This window comes from Photobacterium marinum (assembly GCF_000331515.1).
Taxonomy (GTDB): Bacteria; Pseudomonadota; Gammaproteobacteria; order Enterobacterales; family Vibrionaceae; genus Photobacterium; species Photobacterium marinum.
In genome coordinates this window covers 1-20,166 of record NZ_AMZO01000045.1, presented here as the reverse complement: position 1 = coordinate 20,166, position 20,166 = coordinate 1, and the positions used below count along the sequence as shown (strand labels likewise).

At 53.9% G+C, this 20,166-nt stretch carries 20 protein-coding genes; 12 read left to right on the top strand and 8 right to left on the bottom strand.

Translation table 11 applies throughout. The features are described from left to right. Window positions 1-38 precede the first annotated feature (38 nt). Complete coding sequence (locus C942_RS23160; protein WP_007471048.1) at window positions 39-731, top strand: LysE family translocator; 693 nt, start codon at window positions 39-41, stop codon at window positions 729-731. A 118-nt stretch (window positions 732-849) separates the two neighbouring features. Then, window positions 850-2,631, top strand: coding sequence for a gamma-glutamyltransferase (gene ggt / locus C942_RS23155; RefSeq protein ID WP_007471046.1), 1,782 nt, complete (start codon window positions 850-852; stop codon window positions 2,629-2,631). An 81-nt stretch (window positions 2,632-2,712) separates the two neighbouring features. Here the strand turns inward: ggt and uvrD are convergent, their stop codons facing one another. After that, complete coding sequence (gene uvrD, locus C942_RS23150) at window positions 2,713-4,884, bottom strand: DNA helicase II (RefSeq protein ID WP_007471044.1); 2,172 nt, start codon at window positions 4,882-4,884, stop codon at window positions 2,713-2,715. A gap of 356 nt (window positions 4,885-5,240) precedes the next feature. On the opposite strand from uvrD, the gene C942_RS23140 reads away from it, so the two are divergent. From C942_RS23140 to C942_RS23120, 5 genes are read left to right on the top strand one after another with little or no spacing between them, the layout of a single operon-like run. Beyond that, window positions 5,241-5,507, top strand: coding sequence for a BufA1 family periplasmic bufferin-type metallophore (locus C942_RS23140; RefSeq protein WP_007471042.1), 267 nt, complete (start codon window positions 5,241-5,243; stop codon window positions 5,505-5,507). A 43-nt stretch (window positions 5,508-5,550) separates the two neighbouring features. After that, window positions 5,551-5,814, top strand: a complete 264-nt coding sequence (locus C942_RS23135; RefSeq protein ID WP_007471039.1) for a BufA1 family periplasmic bufferin-type metallophore — start codon at window positions 5,551-5,553, stop codon at window positions 5,812-5,814. Between the two features lie 24 nt (window positions 5,815-5,838). Next, window positions 5,839-6,675 carry an MNIO family bufferin maturase gene (gene bufB / locus C942_RS23130; protein WP_036801618.1) on the top strand — a complete coding sequence of 279 codons (837 nt, stop codon included), beginning with the start codon at window positions 5,839-5,841 and terminating at the stop codon, window positions 6,673-6,675. Next, window positions 6,653-7,426 (top strand): HvfC/BufC N-terminal domain-containing protein, encoded by a 774-nt coding sequence (locus C942_RS23125; protein WP_007471035.1) that lies wholly within the window; start codon window positions 6,653-6,655, stop codon window positions 7,424-7,426. Before bufB ends, C942_RS23125 begins: the two co-directional genes overlap by 23 nt. 2 nt (window positions 7,427-7,428) lie before the next feature. Further along, window positions 7,429-7,884 carry a DoxX family protein gene (locus C942_RS23120; RefSeq protein WP_007471032.1) on the top strand — a complete coding sequence of 152 codons (456 nt, stop codon included), beginning with the start codon at window positions 7,429-7,431 and terminating at the stop codon, window positions 7,882-7,884. A gap of 83 nt (window positions 7,885-7,967) precedes the next feature. Here the strand turns inward: C942_RS23120 and yigB are convergent, their stop codons facing one another. From yigB to lptM, 6 genes are read right to left on the bottom strand one after another with little or no spacing between them, the layout of a single operon-like run. After that, entirely contained in the window at window positions 7,968-8,684 is a 717-nt protein-coding gene (gene yigB, locus C942_RS23115) for a 5-amino-6-(5-phospho-D-ribitylamino)uracil phosphatase YigB (protein ID WP_007471030.1), read from the bottom strand. Between the two features lie 36 nt (window positions 8,685-8,720). After that, window positions 8,721-9,641, bottom strand: coding sequence for a tyrosine recombinase XerC (gene xerC / locus C942_RS23110; protein WP_007471027.1), 921 nt, complete (start codon window positions 9,639-9,641; stop codon window positions 8,721-8,723). Then, window positions 9,638-10,339 (bottom strand): DUF484 family protein, encoded by a 702-nt coding sequence (locus tag C942_RS23105; protein WP_007471025.1) that lies wholly within the window; start codon window positions 10,337-10,339, stop codon window positions 9,638-9,640. The genes xerC and C942_RS23105 overlap by 4 nt, the downstream gene beginning before the upstream one ends. After that, window positions 10,336-11,166, bottom strand: a complete 831-nt coding sequence (gene dapF, locus C942_RS23100; protein WP_007471023.1) for a diaminopimelate epimerase — start codon at window positions 11,164-11,166, stop codon at window positions 10,336-10,338. The genes C942_RS23105 and dapF overlap by 4 nt, the downstream gene beginning before the upstream one ends. A 14-nt stretch (window positions 11,167-11,180) precedes the next feature. Continuing rightward, on the bottom strand, window positions 11,181-12,434 hold the full coding sequence (gene lysA, locus C942_RS23095) for a diaminopimelate decarboxylase (protein WP_007471021.1): 1,254 nt from the start codon (window positions 12,432-12,434) through the stop codon (window positions 11,181-11,183). Between the two features lie 30 nt (window positions 12,435-12,464). Further along, window positions 12,465-12,581: an LPS translocon maturation chaperone LptM gene (lptM, locus tag C942_RS24840; protein WP_007471019.1), complete on the bottom strand. Its 117-nt coding sequence runs from the start codon at window positions 12,579-12,581 to the stop codon at window positions 12,465-12,467. Window positions 12,582-12,659: 78 nt separating this feature from the next. Between lptM and cyaY the strand changes: the two genes are divergently transcribed. Next, entirely contained in the window at window positions 12,660-12,971 is a 312-nt protein-coding gene (gene cyaY, locus C942_RS23090) for an iron donor protein CyaY (protein ID WP_007471017.1), read from the top strand. A 94-nt stretch (window positions 12,972-13,065) separates the two neighbouring features. Here the strand turns inward: cyaY and C942_RS23085 are convergent, their stop codons facing one another. Further along, window positions 13,066-15,627, bottom strand: a complete 2,562-nt coding sequence (locus tag C942_RS23085; RefSeq protein WP_007471015.1) for a class I adenylate cyclase — start codon at window positions 15,625-15,627, stop codon at window positions 13,066-13,068. Window positions 15,628-16,030: 403 nt separating this feature from the next. Between C942_RS23085 and hemC the strand changes: the two genes are divergently transcribed. The 4 genes from hemC to C942_RS23065 are packed head-to-tail and all read left to right on the top strand — an operon-like array spanning window position 16,031 to window position 20,079. After that, window positions 16,031-16,963 (top strand): hydroxymethylbilane synthase, encoded by a 933-nt coding sequence (hemC, locus tag C942_RS23080; RefSeq protein WP_007471012.1) that lies wholly within the window; start codon window positions 16,031-16,033, stop codon window positions 16,961-16,963. Further along, a complete protein-coding gene (locus C942_RS23075) occupies window positions 16,963-17,718 on the top strand; it encodes a uroporphyrinogen-III synthase (RefSeq protein WP_007471010.1) in 756 nt (251 codons plus the stop codon). Before hemC ends, C942_RS23075 begins: the two co-directional genes overlap by 1 nt. 4 nt (window positions 17,719-17,722) lie before the next feature. Next, window positions 17,723-18,895 (top strand): uroporphyrinogen-III C-methyltransferase, encoded by a 1,173-nt coding sequence (hemX, locus tag C942_RS23070; RefSeq protein ID WP_007471008.1) that lies wholly within the window; start codon window positions 17,723-17,725, stop codon window positions 18,893-18,895. Then, the gene (locus C942_RS23065) at window positions 18,892-20,079 is read left to right on the top strand and encodes a heme biosynthesis HemY N-terminal domain-containing protein (RefSeq protein ID WP_007471006.1); all 1,188 of its coding nucleotides are present in this window, start codon (window positions 18,892-18,894) and stop codon (window positions 20,077-20,079) included. Before hemX ends, C942_RS23065 begins: the two co-directional genes overlap by 4 nt. The last annotated feature ends 87 nt before the right edge of the window (window positions 20,080-20,166 follow it).

Sequence of the window (20,166 nt, the reverse complement as noted above, 5' to 3'; positions counted from 1 at the left end):
TACATCATCCTGAACCGCATCGCCCGGAAAGAACAGCCATGAACGAAATCACACCACTTATCACCTTACTGACCGTCCACATCCTTGCCCTGATGAGCCCGGGCCCGGACTTCGCCCTGGTGGTACAAAACGCCGGTCGTTACGGTCGACAAACCGGGATCACTATCGCCCTTGGCCTGTCTTTGGGGATCCTGATGCATTCCATCCTCAGCCTGACCGGAGCCAGCCTGCTGATCCACCAGCACCCGACACTGTTTGCCCTGCTTCAGGCCGCTGGCGGCAGTTACCTGTTATGGCTTGGAGCCGGCGCGCTGAAAAACACGCTCAAACCCACGCTAAAAAAATTGTGGAGAAAATCAGAACAGCGGAGCAAATCAGAACAAGCCTCCGAGCAGAGCCCAGAGAAGCCAACCAAGCTGATTGCTAACCGCAAGCAAGCACTGGCGAAAGGCTTTACGACCAACATTCTCAACCCGAAAGCATTAGTATTTTTCCTCAGCCTGCTATCTACCTTGGTACCGGCTCATATGTCACTGAGCGGCAAGGCCGGAGCCATCGGCCTGCTGTGGCTGAGCTCTTTCCTCTGGTTCGCCCTGCTGGCATGGCTGCTGACCGGACAACGAATGCAACAAAAACTTCAGCGCTGGACTCCTTATATCGACGGGCTGTGCGGCATACTGTTTGTTGTTATCGGCGGGATGATCCTGCTCAATATCACCCTGCTGAGCTGATTGGAAAACAAGGCAAATTCTTGATTACGACCACAAAACAGCCATGAGAAATTAGACAGTCCGGCATTCCGCTCTTACGCTTTTTTGTTAACCCCATGGTTGCATAAGAGGAAAAGTCATGGCGCGGACACTAACCCAACTGGCGATGGCCGTTGTGGCAGCCAGCCTGTTTATCTCACCGGTGATCAGTAAGGAAGCAGGCAAAACCACCAACAAACAGACGGCAGATCAGGTAGCTCCGGAAACGACAACCGGGCGAAGTACCCAAACCCTGGTCCGCGGCAAAGAGTGGATGGTGGCAGCCGCCAACCCGTATGCCAGTGAAGCCGGTGCTGCCATTTTGCGTCAGGGTGGCAATGCTATTGATGCCATGGTGACAACCCAGCTGGTTCTGGGGCTGACAGAACCGCAATCCTCCGGCATCGGCGGCGGTGCCTTCCTCGTCTACTGGGATGCCGAAAAAGATCGTCTCACAACCTTTGACGGCCGGGAAACAGCTCCGTTTGCCGCTACACCGCGCCTGTTCCAGACCCCAGAAGGCCAACCTCTGGCCTTTTTCGATGCCGTCGTCGGCGGCCGCTCAGTCGGTACCCCCGGCACTGTGATGCTGATGTGGCGCACTCACCAGCGCTACGGCAAATTACCGTGGCGCGATCTGTTTTCACCAGCCATCAAACTGGCCAAAGACGGCTTTCTTGTCAGCCCGCGGCTTGCAACACTTATCGCCAATGATCAGGAACGCCTGAAACGCTGGAAAGACACCGAAGCCTATTTCTTCAATCAGGACGGCAGTCCGCTTCGGGCCGGGCAAACCCTCACTAACCCGACTTATGCCGATACCCTGACCCAAATCGCCGAACGCGGAGCCAGTGCTTTCTACCATGGTGACATAGCCAAAGATATTGTCCGCACGGTACGCAAGGCGGAAGACAACCCCGGCGTTCTCAGTGCCATGGATCTGGCGACCTACCAAATCAAAGAACGTGAGCCGGTCTGTGCCCCCTACCGCCAGTTCGAAATCTGCGGAATGGGTCCGCCAAGCTCAGGTGCTCTGACCCTTGGCCAGATAATGGGTATGCTCAGCCACTTCCCGCTGGATAAAATGGGCCGCAATGATATCAACAGCTGGCGCCTGATCGGTGATGCTTCCCGTCTAGCTTTTGCTGACCGCGGCCGCTATATGGCCGACAGCGATTATGTCCCGATGCCGACAGCAGGCCTGCTGGCTGATGACTACCTGGCACAGCGCGCAACTCTGCTGAAAGGCGATAACGCCCTGACAAAGGTTGAGCCGGGGCAGCCAGTCTGGTCCCATGCGATGAATTACACCACCGATGAGGCACTGGAACTGCCCTCCACCAGCCATTTCTCAATCGTCGATCGCGACCGCAATGTGGTCTCTGTAACCACCACCATAGAGAACGGCTTCGGCTCCCGACTGATGGTCCGCGGCTTCCTGCTCAACAATGAACTGACCGACTTCTCGTTCCGCACCCACATTGACGGCCGCCCCATCGCCAACCGCCTCGAGCCGGGCAAGCGTCCGCGTTCCTCGATGGCCCCGACCATAGTGATGCGCAAAGGCACCCCGTATCTCGCTATCGGTTCACCGGGCGGCAGCCAGATCATCGGCTATGTCGCCAAGACCCTGGTCGGCCACCTCGACTGGAACCTCGACCTGCAGCAAGCCATCAACCTGCCGAATATGAATAATCGCTTCGGTGCGTTCGAGCTGGAACAGGGCACCGCCGCCGAGCAGTGGGCACCGAAGCTTGAGCAAATCGGCTTCGAGGTCAAAGTCAAAGACCTCAACTCCGGAGTCCAGGCGATCAAAATTGACGACAAACAGCTCACCGGAGCCGCCGACCCGCGCCGGGAAGGCAAAGTGATCGCCCAATAAGCGCTTTAAGGATCACAAACAACGAGCACAAAAAAGCCCGCCGGTATCAACCTGGCGGGCTTTTTCAATATGAATGAATAATTACATCGGCTGCAGTTTCGCGTACTGGGTTACCAGCCACTTGATACCTTCACCGTTGAAGGCCACCTGTACCCTGCTCTGGGCACCGCTGCCTTCAAAGTTAATGATGGTACCTTCACCAAACTTCGGATGCATCACCCGCTGACCAAGATTGAAGCCGGTCTGGTTGAAGTTATCATTCACTTTAGCCTGGCTGAAACGACCCGCACTGGCCGGACGCGAAACCTGTGCCTTCATCCGGACTTCCTCGACAAACTCCGACGGGATCTCGCGGATAAAGCGGGACGGCTTATGGAAGTTATCCTTACCATACAAACGTCGCATCTCAGCATAAGTGATATACAGCTTCTGCATCGCACGAGTCATACCCACGTAGCAAAGGCGACGCTCTTCTTCCAGGCGGCCCACTTCCTCGGTAGTGCGTGAGCTCGGGAACATGCCCTCCTCAACACCGACCATGAAGACTACCGGGAACTCCAGACCTTTAGCGCTGTGCATTGTCATCAGCTGCACCGCATCTTCAAACTCGTCGGCCTGACCTTCACCGGCTTCCAGTGCCGCATGAGAAAGGAAAGCCGCCAGCGGACTCATATCTTCGGCTTCTTCCGGCACCTCAAACTGACGGGTCGCCGTAACCAATTCCTCAAGGTTTTCAATACGGGCCTGAGCTTTTTCCCCTTTCTCCTGCTCGTACATTGCACGCAGCCCGGAGTTGCGGATCACCTCGTCAGTCTGCTGGAACAGCGGCTGCTCACGGGTATCATCTTCCAGTGCATTTATCAGCTCAATGAAACGGCGAAGCGAGTTAGCAGCACGGCCTGCCAGCACCTGCTCTTCCAGCAGGGAGACACTTGCCTGCCACAAAGTCGCGCCGCGATCACGGGCTGCCATGCGGATGGTTTCCAGCGTGCGATCACCCAAACCACGGGCAGGGGTATTCACCACGCGTTCAAAAGAAGCATCGTCATTACGGTTGGACATCAGGCGCAGATAAGCCAAAGCATCTTTAATTTCCTGCCGCTCGAAGAAGCGCATGCCGCCATAAATGCGGTAAGGCAGACCGGTCTGAATCAATGCTTCTTCCAGCACCCGCGACTGGGCGTTGCTACGATACAGAAGTGCAGTCTCATTGAGCGCACCACCCTTGTCCTGCCATTCCTTTATCTTGCCGACCGCAAAGCGGGCTTCATCCAGCTCATTGAAAGCGGAATAAACAGAGATCGCTTCACCTTCGTCACCGTCGGTCCAGAGATTCTTACCCATTCGCTCATTATTGTGGGCGATCAGTTCGTTGGCCGCTTTCAGGATATTGCCGGTCGAGCGGTAGTTCTGCTCCAGGAAAATGGATGAGGCGTTAGAAAAGTCACGCAGGAAACGCTGGATATTTTCTACCTGGGCACCACGCCAGCCGTAAATCGACTGATCATCATCACCGACAATCATGACATTACAATCCGGTCCCGCCATCAGGCGCAACCAGGCAAACTGGATGTTGTTAGTATCCTGAAACTCATCGACCAGGATGTGCTTAAAGCGCGCCTGATAATGCTCGCGGATATGCTTGCTGCGCTGCAGCAGTTCAAATGCCCGCAGCAACAGCTCGGCAAAATCGACCAGGCCGGCACGGTCACAAGCTTCCTGGTAAGCGGCATAGACCCGCAACCAGGTCTGCTCGACCGGATCGTTGAACGTTTCAATATGAGCCGGGCGCAAACCCTCATCTTTCTTACCGTTGATATACCAGGCGGCTTGGCGTGCAGGCCACTGTTTCTCGTCCAGGTTCTGGGCTTTGATCAGGCGGCGCAGCAGGCGCATCTGATCTTCAGAATCCAGGATATTGAAATCTTCCGGCAAACTGGCATCAAGGTAATGAGCACGCAGCATGCGGTGACACAGGCCGTGGAAAGTACCGTTCCACATCCCGGCACAGGAGCCCTGCATCAGCTCATTGATACGACCGCGCATTTCAGCCGCCGCTTTATTGGTGAAGGTCACCGACATGATGGAATACGGTGACGCCTGCTCAATCTGCATCAGCCAGGCGATACGATGAACCAGCACCCGGGTTTTACCACTACCCGCTCCCGCCAGAACCAGGTGATTACCTAACGGCGCAGCCACCGCCTCTCGTTGTTTGTCATTCAGGCCATCTAACAGAAGTGAAGGATCCATCGTTATCTACTGGTTATTTATACAATGCTGATGATTATACCAGCTAAAATTGAGAATGCTTCGAGAACTTCACCGAATGCCTGCGGAATCGGTCACCGCCGACATACTGCTGCCTTGCTGTTTATAAATTCATCATATTCAAACTCTTGCCCTGATTTATTTGATCTATGCTTGGAAAGGCGGAATGTTAACGATTGCGAGAAAAAGTTAAAAAAGAGTGAAATAAAACCTCCCCTCGCCCTTTCTTATGTTCCGAGAGCACCGACAGGTGCCACTGATAATCACAAACACACTGAGAGTCATAAAAGGAAGCGTTGCGAACAGCGCAACCGTCAGCAAATCAAAGAGGAATGAGTATGAAGAAGACAACCAATATCGCCCTGGCTACCGCAGTAACCGGCCTGCTTGCTCTGGCAGGTACCGCAGCGACAACATCGACGGCCGTGGCAGCAGAAGCAAAAGAGAAATGCTATGGCGTAGCAAAAGCCGGTAAGAATGACTGTGCGACCAAGACCAGCTCATGTGCCGGTACTTCGAAAACCGACGGTCAGAAGGATGCCTTCATCATGGTTCCTAAAGGCCTGTGTGACCGCCTGGCTGGCAGCTCAAAAACGTCATCCTAACCGCCCTTAATCCTCCATCATTTGCTCAACTGAAGGAATCATTATGAAGAAGACCAATATCGCTCTTGCCACTGCGGTAACAGGCCTGATCGCCCTGGCCGGCACTGTCGCCACTACATCGACGGCCGTTGCCGGTGAAGCGAAAGAGAAATGCTACGGCGTGGTAAAAGCCGGTAAGAATGACTGTGCGACCAAGACCAGCTCATGTGCAGGTACCTCAAAAACAGACGGCCAGAAAGACGCTTTTATCATGGTTCCGAAAGGCCTGTGTGACCGCTTGGCCGGCAGCTCTTCCGAGGCGAAATAAGTGAACGGCCCGGTAGAACAAGGGATGGTCGGGGTGGGGCTGCGCTCCCCCCACATATCCCAATTCGTGGAACAAAAGCCGGATATCGGCTGGCTGGAAGTGCACAGCGAGAACTATTTCAACCCCGCGTCCACAGCACGCCAGCAGTTGCGTCACCTTGCCGGACACTACCCGATCAGCTGCCACGGTATCGGCCTATCACTGGGTTCCGCCGATCCCCTCAGCCGGGAACACCTGGTACAGCTGAAGCAACTGGTCGATGACATTGAGCCATTTGCGGTTTCCGATCATCTGAGCTGGAGTTCGGTCGACGGCCAGTTTTTCAATGATTTGCTACCGCTACCCTATACCGAAGACGCCCTGGCGCACTTCTGTCACAAAGTTGGCCAAGTGCAGGACTTTCTCGGCCGCCAGATGCTAATTGAAAACCCGTCGAGCTACCTGAGCTTTGCCCACTCGGAGATCCCGGAATGGGAATTCCTTCGCGAAGTTCAGCAACGCACCGGCTGTGGCCTGTTGCTCGACCTTAACAATATTTATGTCAGTGCCTTTAACCACGGCTTTGACTGTAACAATTACATCGCGACACTGGATCCGTCGACGGTGAAAGAAATCCACCTCGCCGGCTTTACGGTAAAACAGTTCGACGACGGCGAAATCTGGATAGATACCCACAGCAAGCCGATCAGCGAACCAGTATGGCAGCTCTACCGCCAATGGCTACAGGTTCACGGTAATATCCCAACCCTGATCGAATGGGACCTGGACATACCGGAGCTGCCTGTTCTGCTTGCCGAAGCTGACAAAGCCACCACTATCATGATGCAGGAGGCAAAAGATGGGCAAATCTCAATCCCGTAATCTTGCGCTGCGCCAGCTCCAGCAGGACTTTGCTGCCGCCCTGCATTACCAACCAAGTCCGGTAACAGATGAAATAGCTGACGGCCAATTTCAAGCCGAACAGCTGATCCAGATATACCGTAATAACTTCATCATCAGCCTGTCAGAGATCCTGGAAGTGGTTTATCCGAGCGTGAAGGCAGTGGTCGGTGAGGAATGTTTCAGCCAACTGGCCCGCCAGCATGTACTGACCTGCCCGCTGCAACAAGGGAATGTCAGCCACTATGGCGAAGGCTTGTGTGACACCATCGAAAGCCAGCCGGAACTTAGTGCGGCGGTTCCTTACTTAGCCGATCTGGCCCGTCTGGAATGGAGCCTGGATCTGGCTTCCCGTGCACCGGCCATCGAACCGTCTTTTCCGTTCCACAAGCTGACACAGATCACCGAAGCCAATCTGCCAACACTCAAGCTGGTTGTGCCGGAGCCGACATATGTACTCGATTCACGCTATCCGGTCGCCAGCCTCTGGCAGATGATCACCGATGACCAGATCGAGCCGATTGACCTCAACCAGCCAGAATCGGTAATTATCCAGCATCGACCGGAGCACATGGAGGTGCGGGCGACAACCCCGGACGCGACAGCACTGATCCGGCTCAGCCAGCAACAACAGACTTTGAGCGAAGCCTCCGAGGCCATGCTCACCATACTCGGCGAGCTGATCCAGCAACAGTTTTTTTCCGATATTCATGGTTTGCCAAAGGGAGAATGAGCATGCTGAATTTCATCAAGCAAGTTGACGATCTTGCCCGGCGGATTACCGACCCGCTGATCCCCTTTCTATTATTATTCACCCGGCTCTGGGTTGCCTGGGTGTTCTTCAAATCCGGTATGGTGAAATACTCCAGCTGGGACAGCACCCTGTACCTGTTTGAGTATGAATACCAGGTTCCGCTGATCCCGTGGCAAATCGCCGCCTATGCCGGTACCGCTGCCGAGTTGATCCTGCCGGCCTTCCTCGCCCTTGGCCTGTTCACCCGGCCAATGACACTGGCTCTGTTTGCTTTCAATATCACCGCCGTGATCTCTTACCCGCTGTTATGGGAAAAAGGCTTCTTCGACCACCAGTTGTGGGGAATGATGATGTTGGTGAATATTTTCTGGGGCGCGGGTTTATTCTCCGCCGACAAGCTGCTCAACAATGAGCCCAAGCAAAGCCTGCTGGAATAAACTCAATCCCGCCAATCCATAACATGAAGGGATCAAAAAAGGCGATCGATGATCGCCTTTTTCACTCTATGCGCGAGGCTGATTCAGACCAGCTCCAGCAACTGTGACAGACTGTGAATTTCCACATCAGGCAGCCATTTAGCCTTCGGTTCCCGGTGCAGCTCTCGTTGCTGATCGTTATACCAGCAGGCCTGAAAACCGTTCTGTTTGGCACCGCCGACATCGGTCACCAGATGATCGCCGACATGAAGAATGCTGCTTGCAGGCAGCTCCAACGCCTTCGCCGCCAGCTCAAACATATCAGGCTCCGGCTTTGCCAGGCCGTCACGCCCAGCTACCAGTACCCGGTCAAAATAATGCCCCAAGCCGATTTTACCGGCATCAACATTACCGTTGGTAATCGCGACCAAGGGGAGTTTTTGCTTCAACGCAGACAGCACCCGGTGGGTTTCTTCCGGCACATCAACCTGATTACGAACAACCAGCACCCGGGCAACACCGTCATCAGCAGCCTGCTCGGCCTTCGGCCGAGTGTAGCCAAGCTGCATCAATCCGACCCGCAACACTTCATAGCGCCAGCGGGTAACGTCATGGCGCAGCATAGGGTCCTCGGCCGCCAATTCCATCTTCAAGCGCTTCCAGTCATCCCGTTCCACCTTATGGCTGCACGGATGATGTTCCGCCAGCCAGTCATGCATGGCCTGCTCGGCACGGTGGATCACCGGCCGGTTGTCATACAAGGTGTCGTCTAAATCAAAAGTCAGAGCCTTTAACGGCTGAAGATTGCGATAAAACTGCATGGCAGCCCTCTGTTATCTCTGTTCCGCGCTTAGGCGTTATCCCTGGCGCTTGCCCCGCTTGGCTCTCGGGTGAGCCTCATCATATACCTGTGCCAAATGCTGGAAATCAAGGTGAGTATAGATTTGGGTTGTCGACAGATTAGCATGACCAAGCAATTCCTGCACAGCCCGCAGATCGCCGCTCGACTCCAGCATATGGGTCGCAAAGCTGTGGCGCAGTTTGTGGGGGTTGATGTGGCTCGATACAGCCTGCTTCTGCCCCCATTCGGCCATCCGCTTCTGAACATTCCGGTTGGAAATCCGCGTGCCTTGTTTGGAGACAAACAGCGCCGGCTCACCGCTTCCGGCCAAATTGCCACGCACACGCAACCAATGACCAACCCACTCCCGGGCCAGACCGGCAAACGGTACGATACGCTCTTTGTCACCCTTACCGATCACCCGCAAGTCACCCTTATTCAGGCTGACATTCTTAACGTTCAGGTTCACTAGCTCCGACAGACGCAACCCGGCGCCGTACATCAGTTCCATCATCGCCCGGTCGCGAATAGACAGGGGATCATCTTCATCAACACTGAGCAGTTGATCCATCTCATCAACATCGAGGTTCTTCGGTAACGGCCTTGCCTTACGCGGTGCCGATACGCCCTTAGCCGGATTGGCCTTCAGGAAACCTTTATTAACTAGGTAATCGAAAAAGCTGCGCAACGCTGACAGACGCATCGACAAACTGCTGGCCTTAAGGCCGTCACGCATCCCTTTGCTTGCAAGCTGGCGCACCCAACCGGCATCGACTGCATGCCAGTCAGTCACGCCCAGCTCCACCAGCTGCTCAGCCATGGTCGTCAGCTGGCGCTTATAGTTCTGCTGGGTGTGCAGACTCAGCTCACGCTCACTGCGCAAGTATTCGTAGAAACGGAGCAGGGGCTTTTCCAGCCCGGAGGGCAACTGGCTCAATCAAACACCTCACGGGTATATTCCCAGTGATGAATCAGACGGGTCAGGATCAGAGCCAGCTGTTCAACAAACAAAGTGTCCATTGAAGGCTGAAAGTGGCCGCCGTCATTGCTAGCAAAGCTAAGCACCCCAATTGGACGCTCCAGCCCCAGCGGCAAGACGACAAAAGAGCCTAAATGCGGCGGTTCATGGAACAGCAGCTCGCTCTCTTGCTTGCGCAAACGTCCGAGATACACCGGACGGCTGGATAGGTGAGCAACTCGGAAACTTTCAAAAGCCCTGCGCTCGAGGTAAAGCTCATCATCCAGGCTGTCAAACAGGCGAAGGGTGTAATCAAGACCCAGCTGATTGCTGAGCTCGTCCAGGATCGACAATGCCTGGTAAATATTGTGGGTCTGGAACAACTTCTGCTGGGCTCGGGCAAAAATCTCAAACAGCTCGCTGTTTTTCCTTGCCGACCCAATCAGGGAGCCGATTTCACCTTCCAGCTCACGCACCCGGTGGCGCAACCTGTCGAACTGGATTTCAACCAAAGATACGGCTCCGCGTTCGCTGTGAGAAACCTGCAGCTCATCCAGCAGCTCTGGCTGGCGGTTAAAAAAATCAGGATGGCTGCGCAGAAACTCTGCCACATCCTGATCGGTCAACGGGGTGTCTGCCATTACCGGCAGCTCATCCAGTTGGGATACATCTGTCATAATACTATCTGTCCATCAAAGACATGTGCTACCGGGCCGGTCATATAAAGAGGCTTGCCTTCCCCGGCCCAGCGAATATTGAGTTCGCCTCCCGGCAGGCTGACTTTTACTTTGTCATCCAGCAGCCCCTGGCGACGGCCAACAGCGACAGCCGCACAGGCACCGCTACCGCAAGCCTGGGTTTCACCTGCGCCGCGCTCATAGACCCGCAGCCGGATTTCGTTACGGTTCACAACCTGCATAAAGCCGGCATTTACCCGCTCGGGAAAACGTTCGTGGGATTCTAACAACGGCCCCAGCGTTTCCACATCAGCAGTGTCCACATCATCGACCACGGTCACACAATGAGGATTACCCATGCTAACGGCACCGCAGAACAAAGTCTTGTCATCGGCACGCAAGATATAGGTTTTTTCGCTCTGCTTAGCTTTAAACGGAATTTTTCCCGGTTCAAATACAGGGACACCCATATTGACCGTCACCTGATTGTCGTTTTCCAGCTTCAGCACCATCTTGCCGGCTTTGGTACTGACCGAAATATGGTATTTATTGGTCAGCCCCTTCATCCAGACAAAACGGGCAAAACAGCGGGCACCATTGCCGCACTGCTCCACTTCACTGCCGTCGGCATTGAAAATCCGGTAATGAAAGTCGGTTTCCGGATCATAAGGTGGCTCCACCACCAATAACTGGTCAAAGCCGATCCCACGATGGCGATCGGCCAGTCGTCTGATGGCGTCCGGCGAAAAGAATACATTCTGCGTAACGCTGTCCACGACCATGAAGTCATTGCCCAAGCCATGCATTTTCGAGAAATTTATCTGCATGTTGTCCCTTATTTTTATTCTGGCAATACGTGCTCAGACTGCCACAGCTGCTCAAGCGATTCACGCTCACGCACCACGTGGGCATTTTGGCCGTCGACCATGATCTCCGCAGCCCGCACCCGGGTATTATAATTAGATGCCATCACGAAACCATAAGCACCGGCCGAACGTACCGCCAGCAGATCGCCCTGCTCCACGCACAAACCACGATCTTTACCGATAAAATCCCCGGTTTCACAGATAGGGCCGACCACATCATAGATCACGACTTCACCTTCACGCGGCACAACCGGCACGATTTCCTGCCAGGCCTGATACAGCGTCGGGCGGATCAGATCATTCATCGCTGCATCGACAATGGCAAAGTTCTTATGTTCGGTCAGCTTGAGGTACTCGACCCGAGTCAGCATCACCCCGGCATTGGCGGCAATTGCCCGGCCCGGTTCAAACACCAGCTCCAGCTCTTTATGATCTTTCAGGCGAGCCAGCAGCTCTGTCGCATACTCTGACGGCTGCGGCGGCTGTTCATCACTGTATGTCACACCCAGGCCACCACCGACATCAAGGTGATCAATTTCAATACCTTCGGCTTTCAGGGTATCAATCAATGCCAGCAGACGGTCGATGGCATCCACAAACGGACCGATTTCAGTCAGCTGCGAGCCGATGTGACAGTCAATCCCGGTCACTTTCAGATTAGGCAGGCTTTTTGCCAGACGATAGACATCCGGAGCCCGATCAAAGGCAATACCGAACTTGTTATCACGCAGGCCGGTGGAAATGTAAGGGTGAGTTTTGGCATCGACATCCGGGTTGATCCGCAATGAAATCGGCGCCACTTTGCCCAGCTCGCCCGCCACCTCGTTAAGGCGCTCAAGCTCAGGTTCAGATTCAACATTGAAGCACTTGATACCCAGCTCCAGTGCCCGTTTCATTTCCGCTGCCGTTTTGCCGACACCGGAGAACACGACTTTGGCCGGATCGCCACCGGCGGCAACTACCCGCTCCAGCTCACCCTGCGACACAATATCAAAGCCGGAGCCCAGTCGGGCCAGCACGTTTAGTACCGCGATGTTTGAGTTCGCCTTAACCGCATAGCACACCAAGTGCGGATGATCGCCCACCGCCCGGTCAAATGCATGCCAGTGACGCTCCAGAGTAGCCCGCGAGTAAACGTACAGCGGCGTGCCATGACGCTTGGCAAGCTCAGTCAGTGCAATATCTTCGGCCCATAACTGGCCGTCTTGCTGGTAATTAAAATAATCCAATGTTGTCTCTTCCCTGTCCGTTCGCCGTCGTTACTGCTGCTGTTGCTGCTGATCAGAATCTTGCGGCATGTAAAGCGGCCCGCTCTGACCGCAGCCAGTGAGTGCCAGAACACCCAAAACTAAAATTGCTAATAAACCTTTACGCATTTTTTAAAGCCAGTGATTATCATTTCATTGCCCTCTATAATCGCACCAAGAAAACGAAAAGCAATAGGACGCAATGCGATGAATGATACTGAATTTCATAAGTTGGCCGATGAGGTCCTGATGAGCATCGAAGAAGGCATCGACGAATCCGGCGCTGACATCGAATATGAGACCACCGGAAACGTACTGACGCTGGAATTCGAAAACCGTAGCCAGATCGTTATTAACCGCCAGGAACCCCTACATGAAATCTGGGTGGCTTCCAAATCAGGCGGCTACCACTTCAAATACCAGGACGGCGAATGGCACTGTACCCGCAGTGGTGCCGAACTGGTTTCCCTACTGAAGCAAGAATGTTCCCTGCACGCTGAAGAGCCGGTCAACTGGTAACATCGGCTCCTCTTCAAGCATGGTAAAGAACAAACGCAAAAGCCATGATCAAAAAAAGCTAGCCTCAGGCTAGCTTTTTTCTTTTCATTATCTGTCAGCGCATCGACATCATATTGACCGTCGTGCCTGAAGAGGCCGGACGGCGCGCAACCTGCTGCCCGCTCTTGAACGGGATCACCTGCAACTCGCCATTTTCGGTATGCACGATGTCATAGAACTGCGGCAGGTTGAAGTTAATAAAGTTGGCGCTGTAGCTAAACCTGTCATGAGCCGAAGTATAGAAACGGTTAACTCCGTGAACCATTTCATCCTTATCGCCGCTGCACTGACGATAAACTTCAATCCGATTCGCCTCATCCAGAATGTAGATATTGAACCCGGCATCACAGTCTTCGAAGAAGAACTGGATCAGACCCTCACTGGCATAAGAGTCGACAATTTCCGGCGGATGTGGCTCATCAGTCTTCCCCATCACCAGATTCGCCGAACCGTTCAGCTTATTGGTCGAAATACAGCTGTAGAAATCTACCGAATTCTCCAGCTTCTGTACCGACACACCACGACGTTCAAAGAACAGGCCGTGGGTCTGCTCTCCGATGCGGATTGCTTTAAAGCGACGGCGTTTTTCCTGCTCAACCGGCTTCAGGCGCATCTCGATACATTCAGCCACCAGCTGGTAAACCAGGTTCCGGATCAGGCCGCGCATGTGCTTGCTGTAACAGAACACATCCACTGACTCCGGCGGGATCGCATCCTGGTGCATCTTGCCGAGAATGGTCTTTAGCGCATCGAGCATCGCGCTCTCACCACTGAAATTCAGAGTACGCACTTCATTCCAGGAATTCCGGTAAACCAGATCCACACTGCCGACTAGGCACTTCTGATCCGGGCCGTAGCTGAAAATATCGGTGTTTTTGAAATCGAAACGCACCGAGCGGTTCTTCAGCTCTGTCGTCGGGTCATTTTCCAGATTGATAAACAGGCCAAGCTGGCGGATTTCACACGGACTCGACAGTGCCTGCAAGCTCGGCTGCGGACGACGGATCGGGAAAGTGTTGCGAATATCGCTGACCAGCTGATAAAGCTTATCAATGTCCATCGCCGCATCACGTACCACGGTATGCAGGCAGGTTGATTCGGTCAGCAGACCGTTAAAATACGCCCACGCCACCAGCTTACTCAGGTAACGGTTATGGTCGAGTGACGGACGGCCGATAATGGCGTACGGATCCAGCGAATGCTTATACAGATACCAACCCGCAGGGTTAGTGCGACCAGCAGGCACCTCAATCAGCGTCAGATCCGGTTCATGCAAATCCGGTGAAATCTGCGGGTTAAGCAGCGTTACCTTACCCGGCAGTACCTCAAAGGCCGCGTACAGCTTACGCGCCAGAATACTGATATCTTCCGGGCTGATCGCCGAGGTAATGTTATTACGACGGGCAAAGCGGATCAGGTTACGGTAGCTGAGCATCAGAGCATCAAGCAGCTCATTATGCGCTTCTTTAACTTCCTCGACCTTCCAGTCACGGCGACCGTCCAGCTCCTGAAGTACCTCCTGTGGCCACTGCCAGTCAGAAGTCAGTTTCTCCAGCACCTTGCGGCGCCATGGTACCGAGCCAGAAGCCGGTTCACGGGTCAGCTTTTCGTGAGTCTTAAGGTAGAAACAACGGCGCACCAAATCCAGGCGGCGGTGATCGTCGATACGCTCCAGGTAACGGGTAACCTTTTCCAGCATCAGGAAATAGGCATCCATACAATACTCGGTGCGATCTTCGGCAAAAAATCGACGCTTGGCGTCCACACTCAGCAGCTGGGTATGTGGGTATTCCCAGGAATAGGCTTCAAGCAAAATCGCTTTCAGCACCGATTTATAAGGGGAGTCGATACTCTTATACAACTGCCACAGACTGGAGCCAAAATACTCTTCGGCCGGGATCCGGCTAAGGCCACCGAAATCAATCCACTCACCACGGCGGATATACCCATTCCTGGTCAGGAAAGCGATATATTCGTCGTAGCACTCTTCCATCTCCGGCGGCGCCATAAACCACAGAAGCGGCAGGCCGGCCAGTTTCACCGCCGAACGGTAAAATTCATCAAGCAGCAGCAAGTGCTGGCTCGAGCCACAGTTCTCGCCGGTCATCTGCTCTGAAAAATTCTCGCGGAAGCGGTTTTCGTCGATCAGGAAAAAGTTGGCTTCAACCCCCTGGGACATAGCCCAATCGGATACCAGAGAGCATTTACTCTCAAGCGCATTGCGTGCTTCAGGGGTCATATCGGTGCGGATGCAGACCCAGATATCGAGATCGCTGGTCAGACTCTGACCAAGCGATGAAGTACTACCCATGGCATAAAGGCCCAGAATAGGAGACTCATCATCGCTCAGTTGAGGCGTATTAATGACCGACTGGGTAGTCAGCGCACAATCATCAATAAACTGCTGCTGTTGTTCAGTGGCAGTAAAAGCCGCAATACCAACCGGAACCACCTGATCCAAGTAGCCGGGTACGGACGGATGATTGTAGTGAAGCAAAACAGTCAGCAGGTTAAAGACCTGTTCGGACTGCGCATTCATCGCCGCACGGGCACGCTCCAGGCGAAGCTGGTTGAGCTGGTCCAGGCGATTTTTAAGCGTCTCGATATAATTCTGCAAGTTACTCTTCCAAGAGCTGCCTGATTATTAAGCAGCCCCAAAAGTGTCATGGTTAGTGTAGACAGGGTCATACACGTGAGCAAAAACGTGATCAATGTAACAGTTTCTGCATCGAGCGTAAAGTTAATGACGTTTTATGACAAATTATTAATGAAACAACAAACCATCAAGCCGTTCATTTATCGAACAATATCTCAGTATTGAATCCAAATTTATCAGGCCGCCAACGCCAGTATTGTAATAAATTCTTCACCAAAAGGTTATGTGAGAAATATCACATTACTGACAACCCGCCTCAAGACAATACTGCTTCACCGCACTGAGGACAACAAGTGAATTACCATCATCGCGCAGGAGTGGTACGATTACTCTATAAAAGCAAGCGATTTATGGACCTGATTCTATGACCGATAAACCGATCCGCATTGCCACCCGCAAAAGCCCGCTGGCAATGTGGCAAGCAGAATTTGTAAAAGACGCACTGGAGCAAGCGCACCCAGGCCTGGCCGTTGAACTGGTCCCTATGGTTACTAAAGGCGATGTTATTCTGGACACCCCGCTGGCCAAGGTCGGAGGCAAAGGCCTGTTCGTCAAAGAGCTGGAAGTTGCCATGCTTGAAGGCCGCGCCGATATCGCCGTCCACTCGATGAAAGATGTCCCGGTTGAGTTCCCTGAAGGACTGGGCCTGGTCACCATCTGTGAGCGCGAAGATCCGCGTGATGCCTTTGTATCCAACACCTACAACAATATTGACGAGCTGCCAGCCGGTGCCGTTGTCGGTACATCCAGCCTGCGCCGTCAGTGCCAGCTGCGTGCCCAGCGCCCGGATCTTGTCGTTAAAGACCTGCGCGGCAATGTAAACACCCGCCTGCGCAAACTGGACGATGGTGAATATGATGCCATTATCCTGGCCTGTGCCGGCCTTAAGCGCCTGAAGATGGACGATCGCATCCGTTGTGCTATCGCGCCGGAAACCAGCCTGCCGGCTGTCGGCCAGGGTGCTGTCGGTATCGAATGCCGCTTGGATGATCAGCGCGTACGCGACCTGCTTGATGCTCTGAACCATCAGGAAACGGCGACTCGCGTTCTGTGTGAGCGCGCCATGAACAACCGCCTACAGGGTGGCTGCCAGGTGCCAATCGGCAGCTACGCTGAAATCAAAGACGACACCATCTGGCTACGAGCCCTGGTCGGTGAGCCGGACGGCAGCAAGATTGTTCGTGGTGAGATCAGCGGCCCGACCGCCGATGCCGAAACATTAGGTACCCAACTGGCAGACCAACTGCTTGGTGACGGTGCCAAAGTCATTCTGGACAAGCTTTACGGCGACGCCTGATGACAATACTGATCACCCGCCCGGCGCCGGAGTGCCATCAACTCACCCAGCAGCTGCATGCCGCGGGGATCAGTGCCATTGCCCAGCCCCTGCTGGAAATCCAGCCGGGGCAGCAACTCCCCTCCCTGATTCCACAGCTAAATTCCCTGCAACCTGACGATTTTCTGATTGCAGTCAGTGTTCATGCAGTGAACTTGGCTCACAATTACTTGATGTCACACGATGCCAGCTGGCCAAAAAACGTGCATTATATGGCGGTTGGACATAAAACCGCGGCAGCATTAGAAAAATGTACCGGTTGTGACGTCTTGTCTCCTGTCTCACGCTGTGACAGCGAAGGATTACTGGCGTTACCTGCCCTGGCACAACTTCAGGGCCGCCGGATTGTGATCCTGCGCGGTAACGGCGGACGGGAACTGATTTATCAGACCTTGCAACAGCGCGGGGCTGATGTCAGCTACTGCGAAACCTACCAGCGCAGCTGGATTGCACTGGACGGTAAGCAGCTTAGCCAGGTCTGGCAGGCCCGGCATGTTTCATCTCTGGTGGTGACCAGCGGCGAACAGCTGGCATACCTGAGCAGTTTAGTTCCAGAAAGTGACAAGGCTTGGTTTCTTCAATGCCACCTTTTCGTACCAAGCCAACGAATCGCGGACCAGGCTCTCCAGCTTGGTTTCCGTACTATTTCCACCGTGGGAAGTGCCGCCAACAGCGCCCTTTTCACTACCCTAAGCAAAATAGGCACGATGGGATAATCGGATGACTGACAAAAAAACCAATAATGAAACTCCTGCAGATAACAATCAATCGGCAGCGTCAAAAGCAACGGACAAGCCTGGTCAATCGAGTGCCAAAGCGCAAGCACCTGCCGCTGGCAGCGCACCGAAAAAACCGGCAGCTCAGCCTGCTGAAAAGAAAAGCGGCAGCAAAACCGGCGCAATCGCTATTGCCCTGGTGATTGCCCTTGGTGCCGGCCTTTACTACCACGGCCACCAGCAAACCCAAACTCAGAATGCCCAAATGGCTGCGCTGAAGCAGCAGCTGGCCGGTATGCAAAGCCAGCTTGAAGCCGCAAAGCAAGATACCCTGAACCAAGTTGAGAAAAGCCTGCAGCGTACTGACGTTTCCCTTTCCCAGCAGGAAAAATCCATCTCAGGTCTGCAACTGGCCCTGGCAGAAATGAAAGGTCGCCGTCCGAATGACTGGCTACTGGCCGAAGCCGACTACCTGGTCAAAATGGCCGGTCGCAAACTGTGGCTGGAGCACGACACCGCCAGCGCATCGATCCTGCTTGAATCTGCCGATCACCGCATCGCCGAGCTTAACGATCCGAGCCTGACGCCGATCCGCGAAGCCATGCACAGCGACATTACGGCACTGAAAGCTGTCGCCCGTATCGACCGTGACGGCTTGGTACTACGCTTGACCAGCCTGCAAGAAGCTGTACCGGGCCTGCCACTGGCGAATGCCATCATGCCGGAAGCCGAGCCGGTTGAAGAAGCGACAGTGACCACTTCAGTTAATGACTGGCAAGAAAACCTGATGACGTCGCTGAAAAAATTCAGCGAACACTTTGTGACCTACCGAACCCGAGACGGCAATGTACTTCCACTGCTGTCACCGAAGCAGCACTTCTACCTGCAGGAAAACATCAAGTCGAAGCTGGAAACCGCCATCAAAGCAGTATACCGCGAACAGGGTGAGCTATATACCAAGTCGCTGACGATGGCCAAAGAATGGGCTGAACAGTTCTACGATATGGAAGATCCGGCAACACAGAGCTTTATCCAAACCCTGGACAAACTTTCTAAAGAAAGCATCCAGACAAGCTACCCTGCGAAGCTGAAGTCCCAGCCACTTATCACCGATGCCATCAGCGAGCGTATCCGTCAACAAGTGAAACCACTTAGCACAGAGGAGAATCCGGCATGATCAAACTTCTACTGCTGGTCGCTGCGCTGATCGCCGGTATCGTTGTCGGTCCGATGCTGGCAGGCAATCAAGGTTATGTCCTGATCTCTGCCGCTAACCACACCATGGAAATGAGCCTGACCACACTGATCCTGTTGGTGATTGTGCTGTTGGGTGCCTTCTTCCTGCTGGAAAACATCATCAAGCGCCTGCTGTCGATGAGCAGCCGTACCCGCGGCTGGTTCTCTGGCCGCAAAACCCGCAAAGCCCGCCAGCAAACCTCAACCGGTCTGGTAAAAGTGCTGGAAGGTGACTGGAAACAGGCTGAGAAGCTGGTTGTCAAAGCTGCCAGACACAGTGATGCGCCACTACTGAACTACCTGGCTGCCGCAGAAGCAGCCCAAGGCCAGGGTGATACCACCCAGCGTGATGAATACCTGAAACTGGCTGCCGATATTGATGACCAGAGCCTGGCTGTTGCCCTGACCCGTGCCAAACTGCAATACCAGCAGCAACAGTATGAGCAGGCGATGGCAACCCTACAGGGCATCAAACAAGACCACAGCCGCAACCCAATCATGCTGGCACTTCTGAAAGACTGCTACCTGAGACTGGAAGACTGGAAACCGCTACTGGCAATGCTGCCTCAGCTTGAGAAACTGGGCGTGATCAGTGCAGAAGAAAGCGCAGAGCTGTATATCAAAGCCGAGTGCGGCCTGATGGCACATATCACTCAGCAAAACGGCAGTGATGGCCTGATGGGCCATTGGAACAGCCTGAGCCGCAAAGCGAAGCAACAACCGGCCCTGATTGCCTGTTTCGTTAAGCAAATGAGCAGCCGCAATGCTGACAGCGAAGCCTATACCGTCCTACGTGATGCTCTGAAGAAGAACAACGATGAGACGCTGATTGAACTGGTACCGACCCTGAACCTGCCAGACAATCATCCGGCAATCGTCCGCCTGCAGGATCTGCTGCGTTATGACAGCAACAACCCAAGTACTCACAGTGCCCTTGGCCAGTTGTTCATGCGAGAAGAGAAGTGGGAAGAAGCCAAACAACACTTCGAAAAAGCCATTGAGATCCGCCCAAGCATGAGCGATTACGGCTACCTGGTCGAGGTAATGGAAAAACTCAACGACAGCAAGGCCGCTGCCAACCTGTCACGCGAGGCATTATCCCTGGCACTTCCAGCTAAAAGCTAACATAAAAGCAAAATAAACCACTAACAGAAAAGCACCCTTTACGGGTGCTTTTTTATTATTAAAATCTGTCCCGTCCTGAGATAAGTT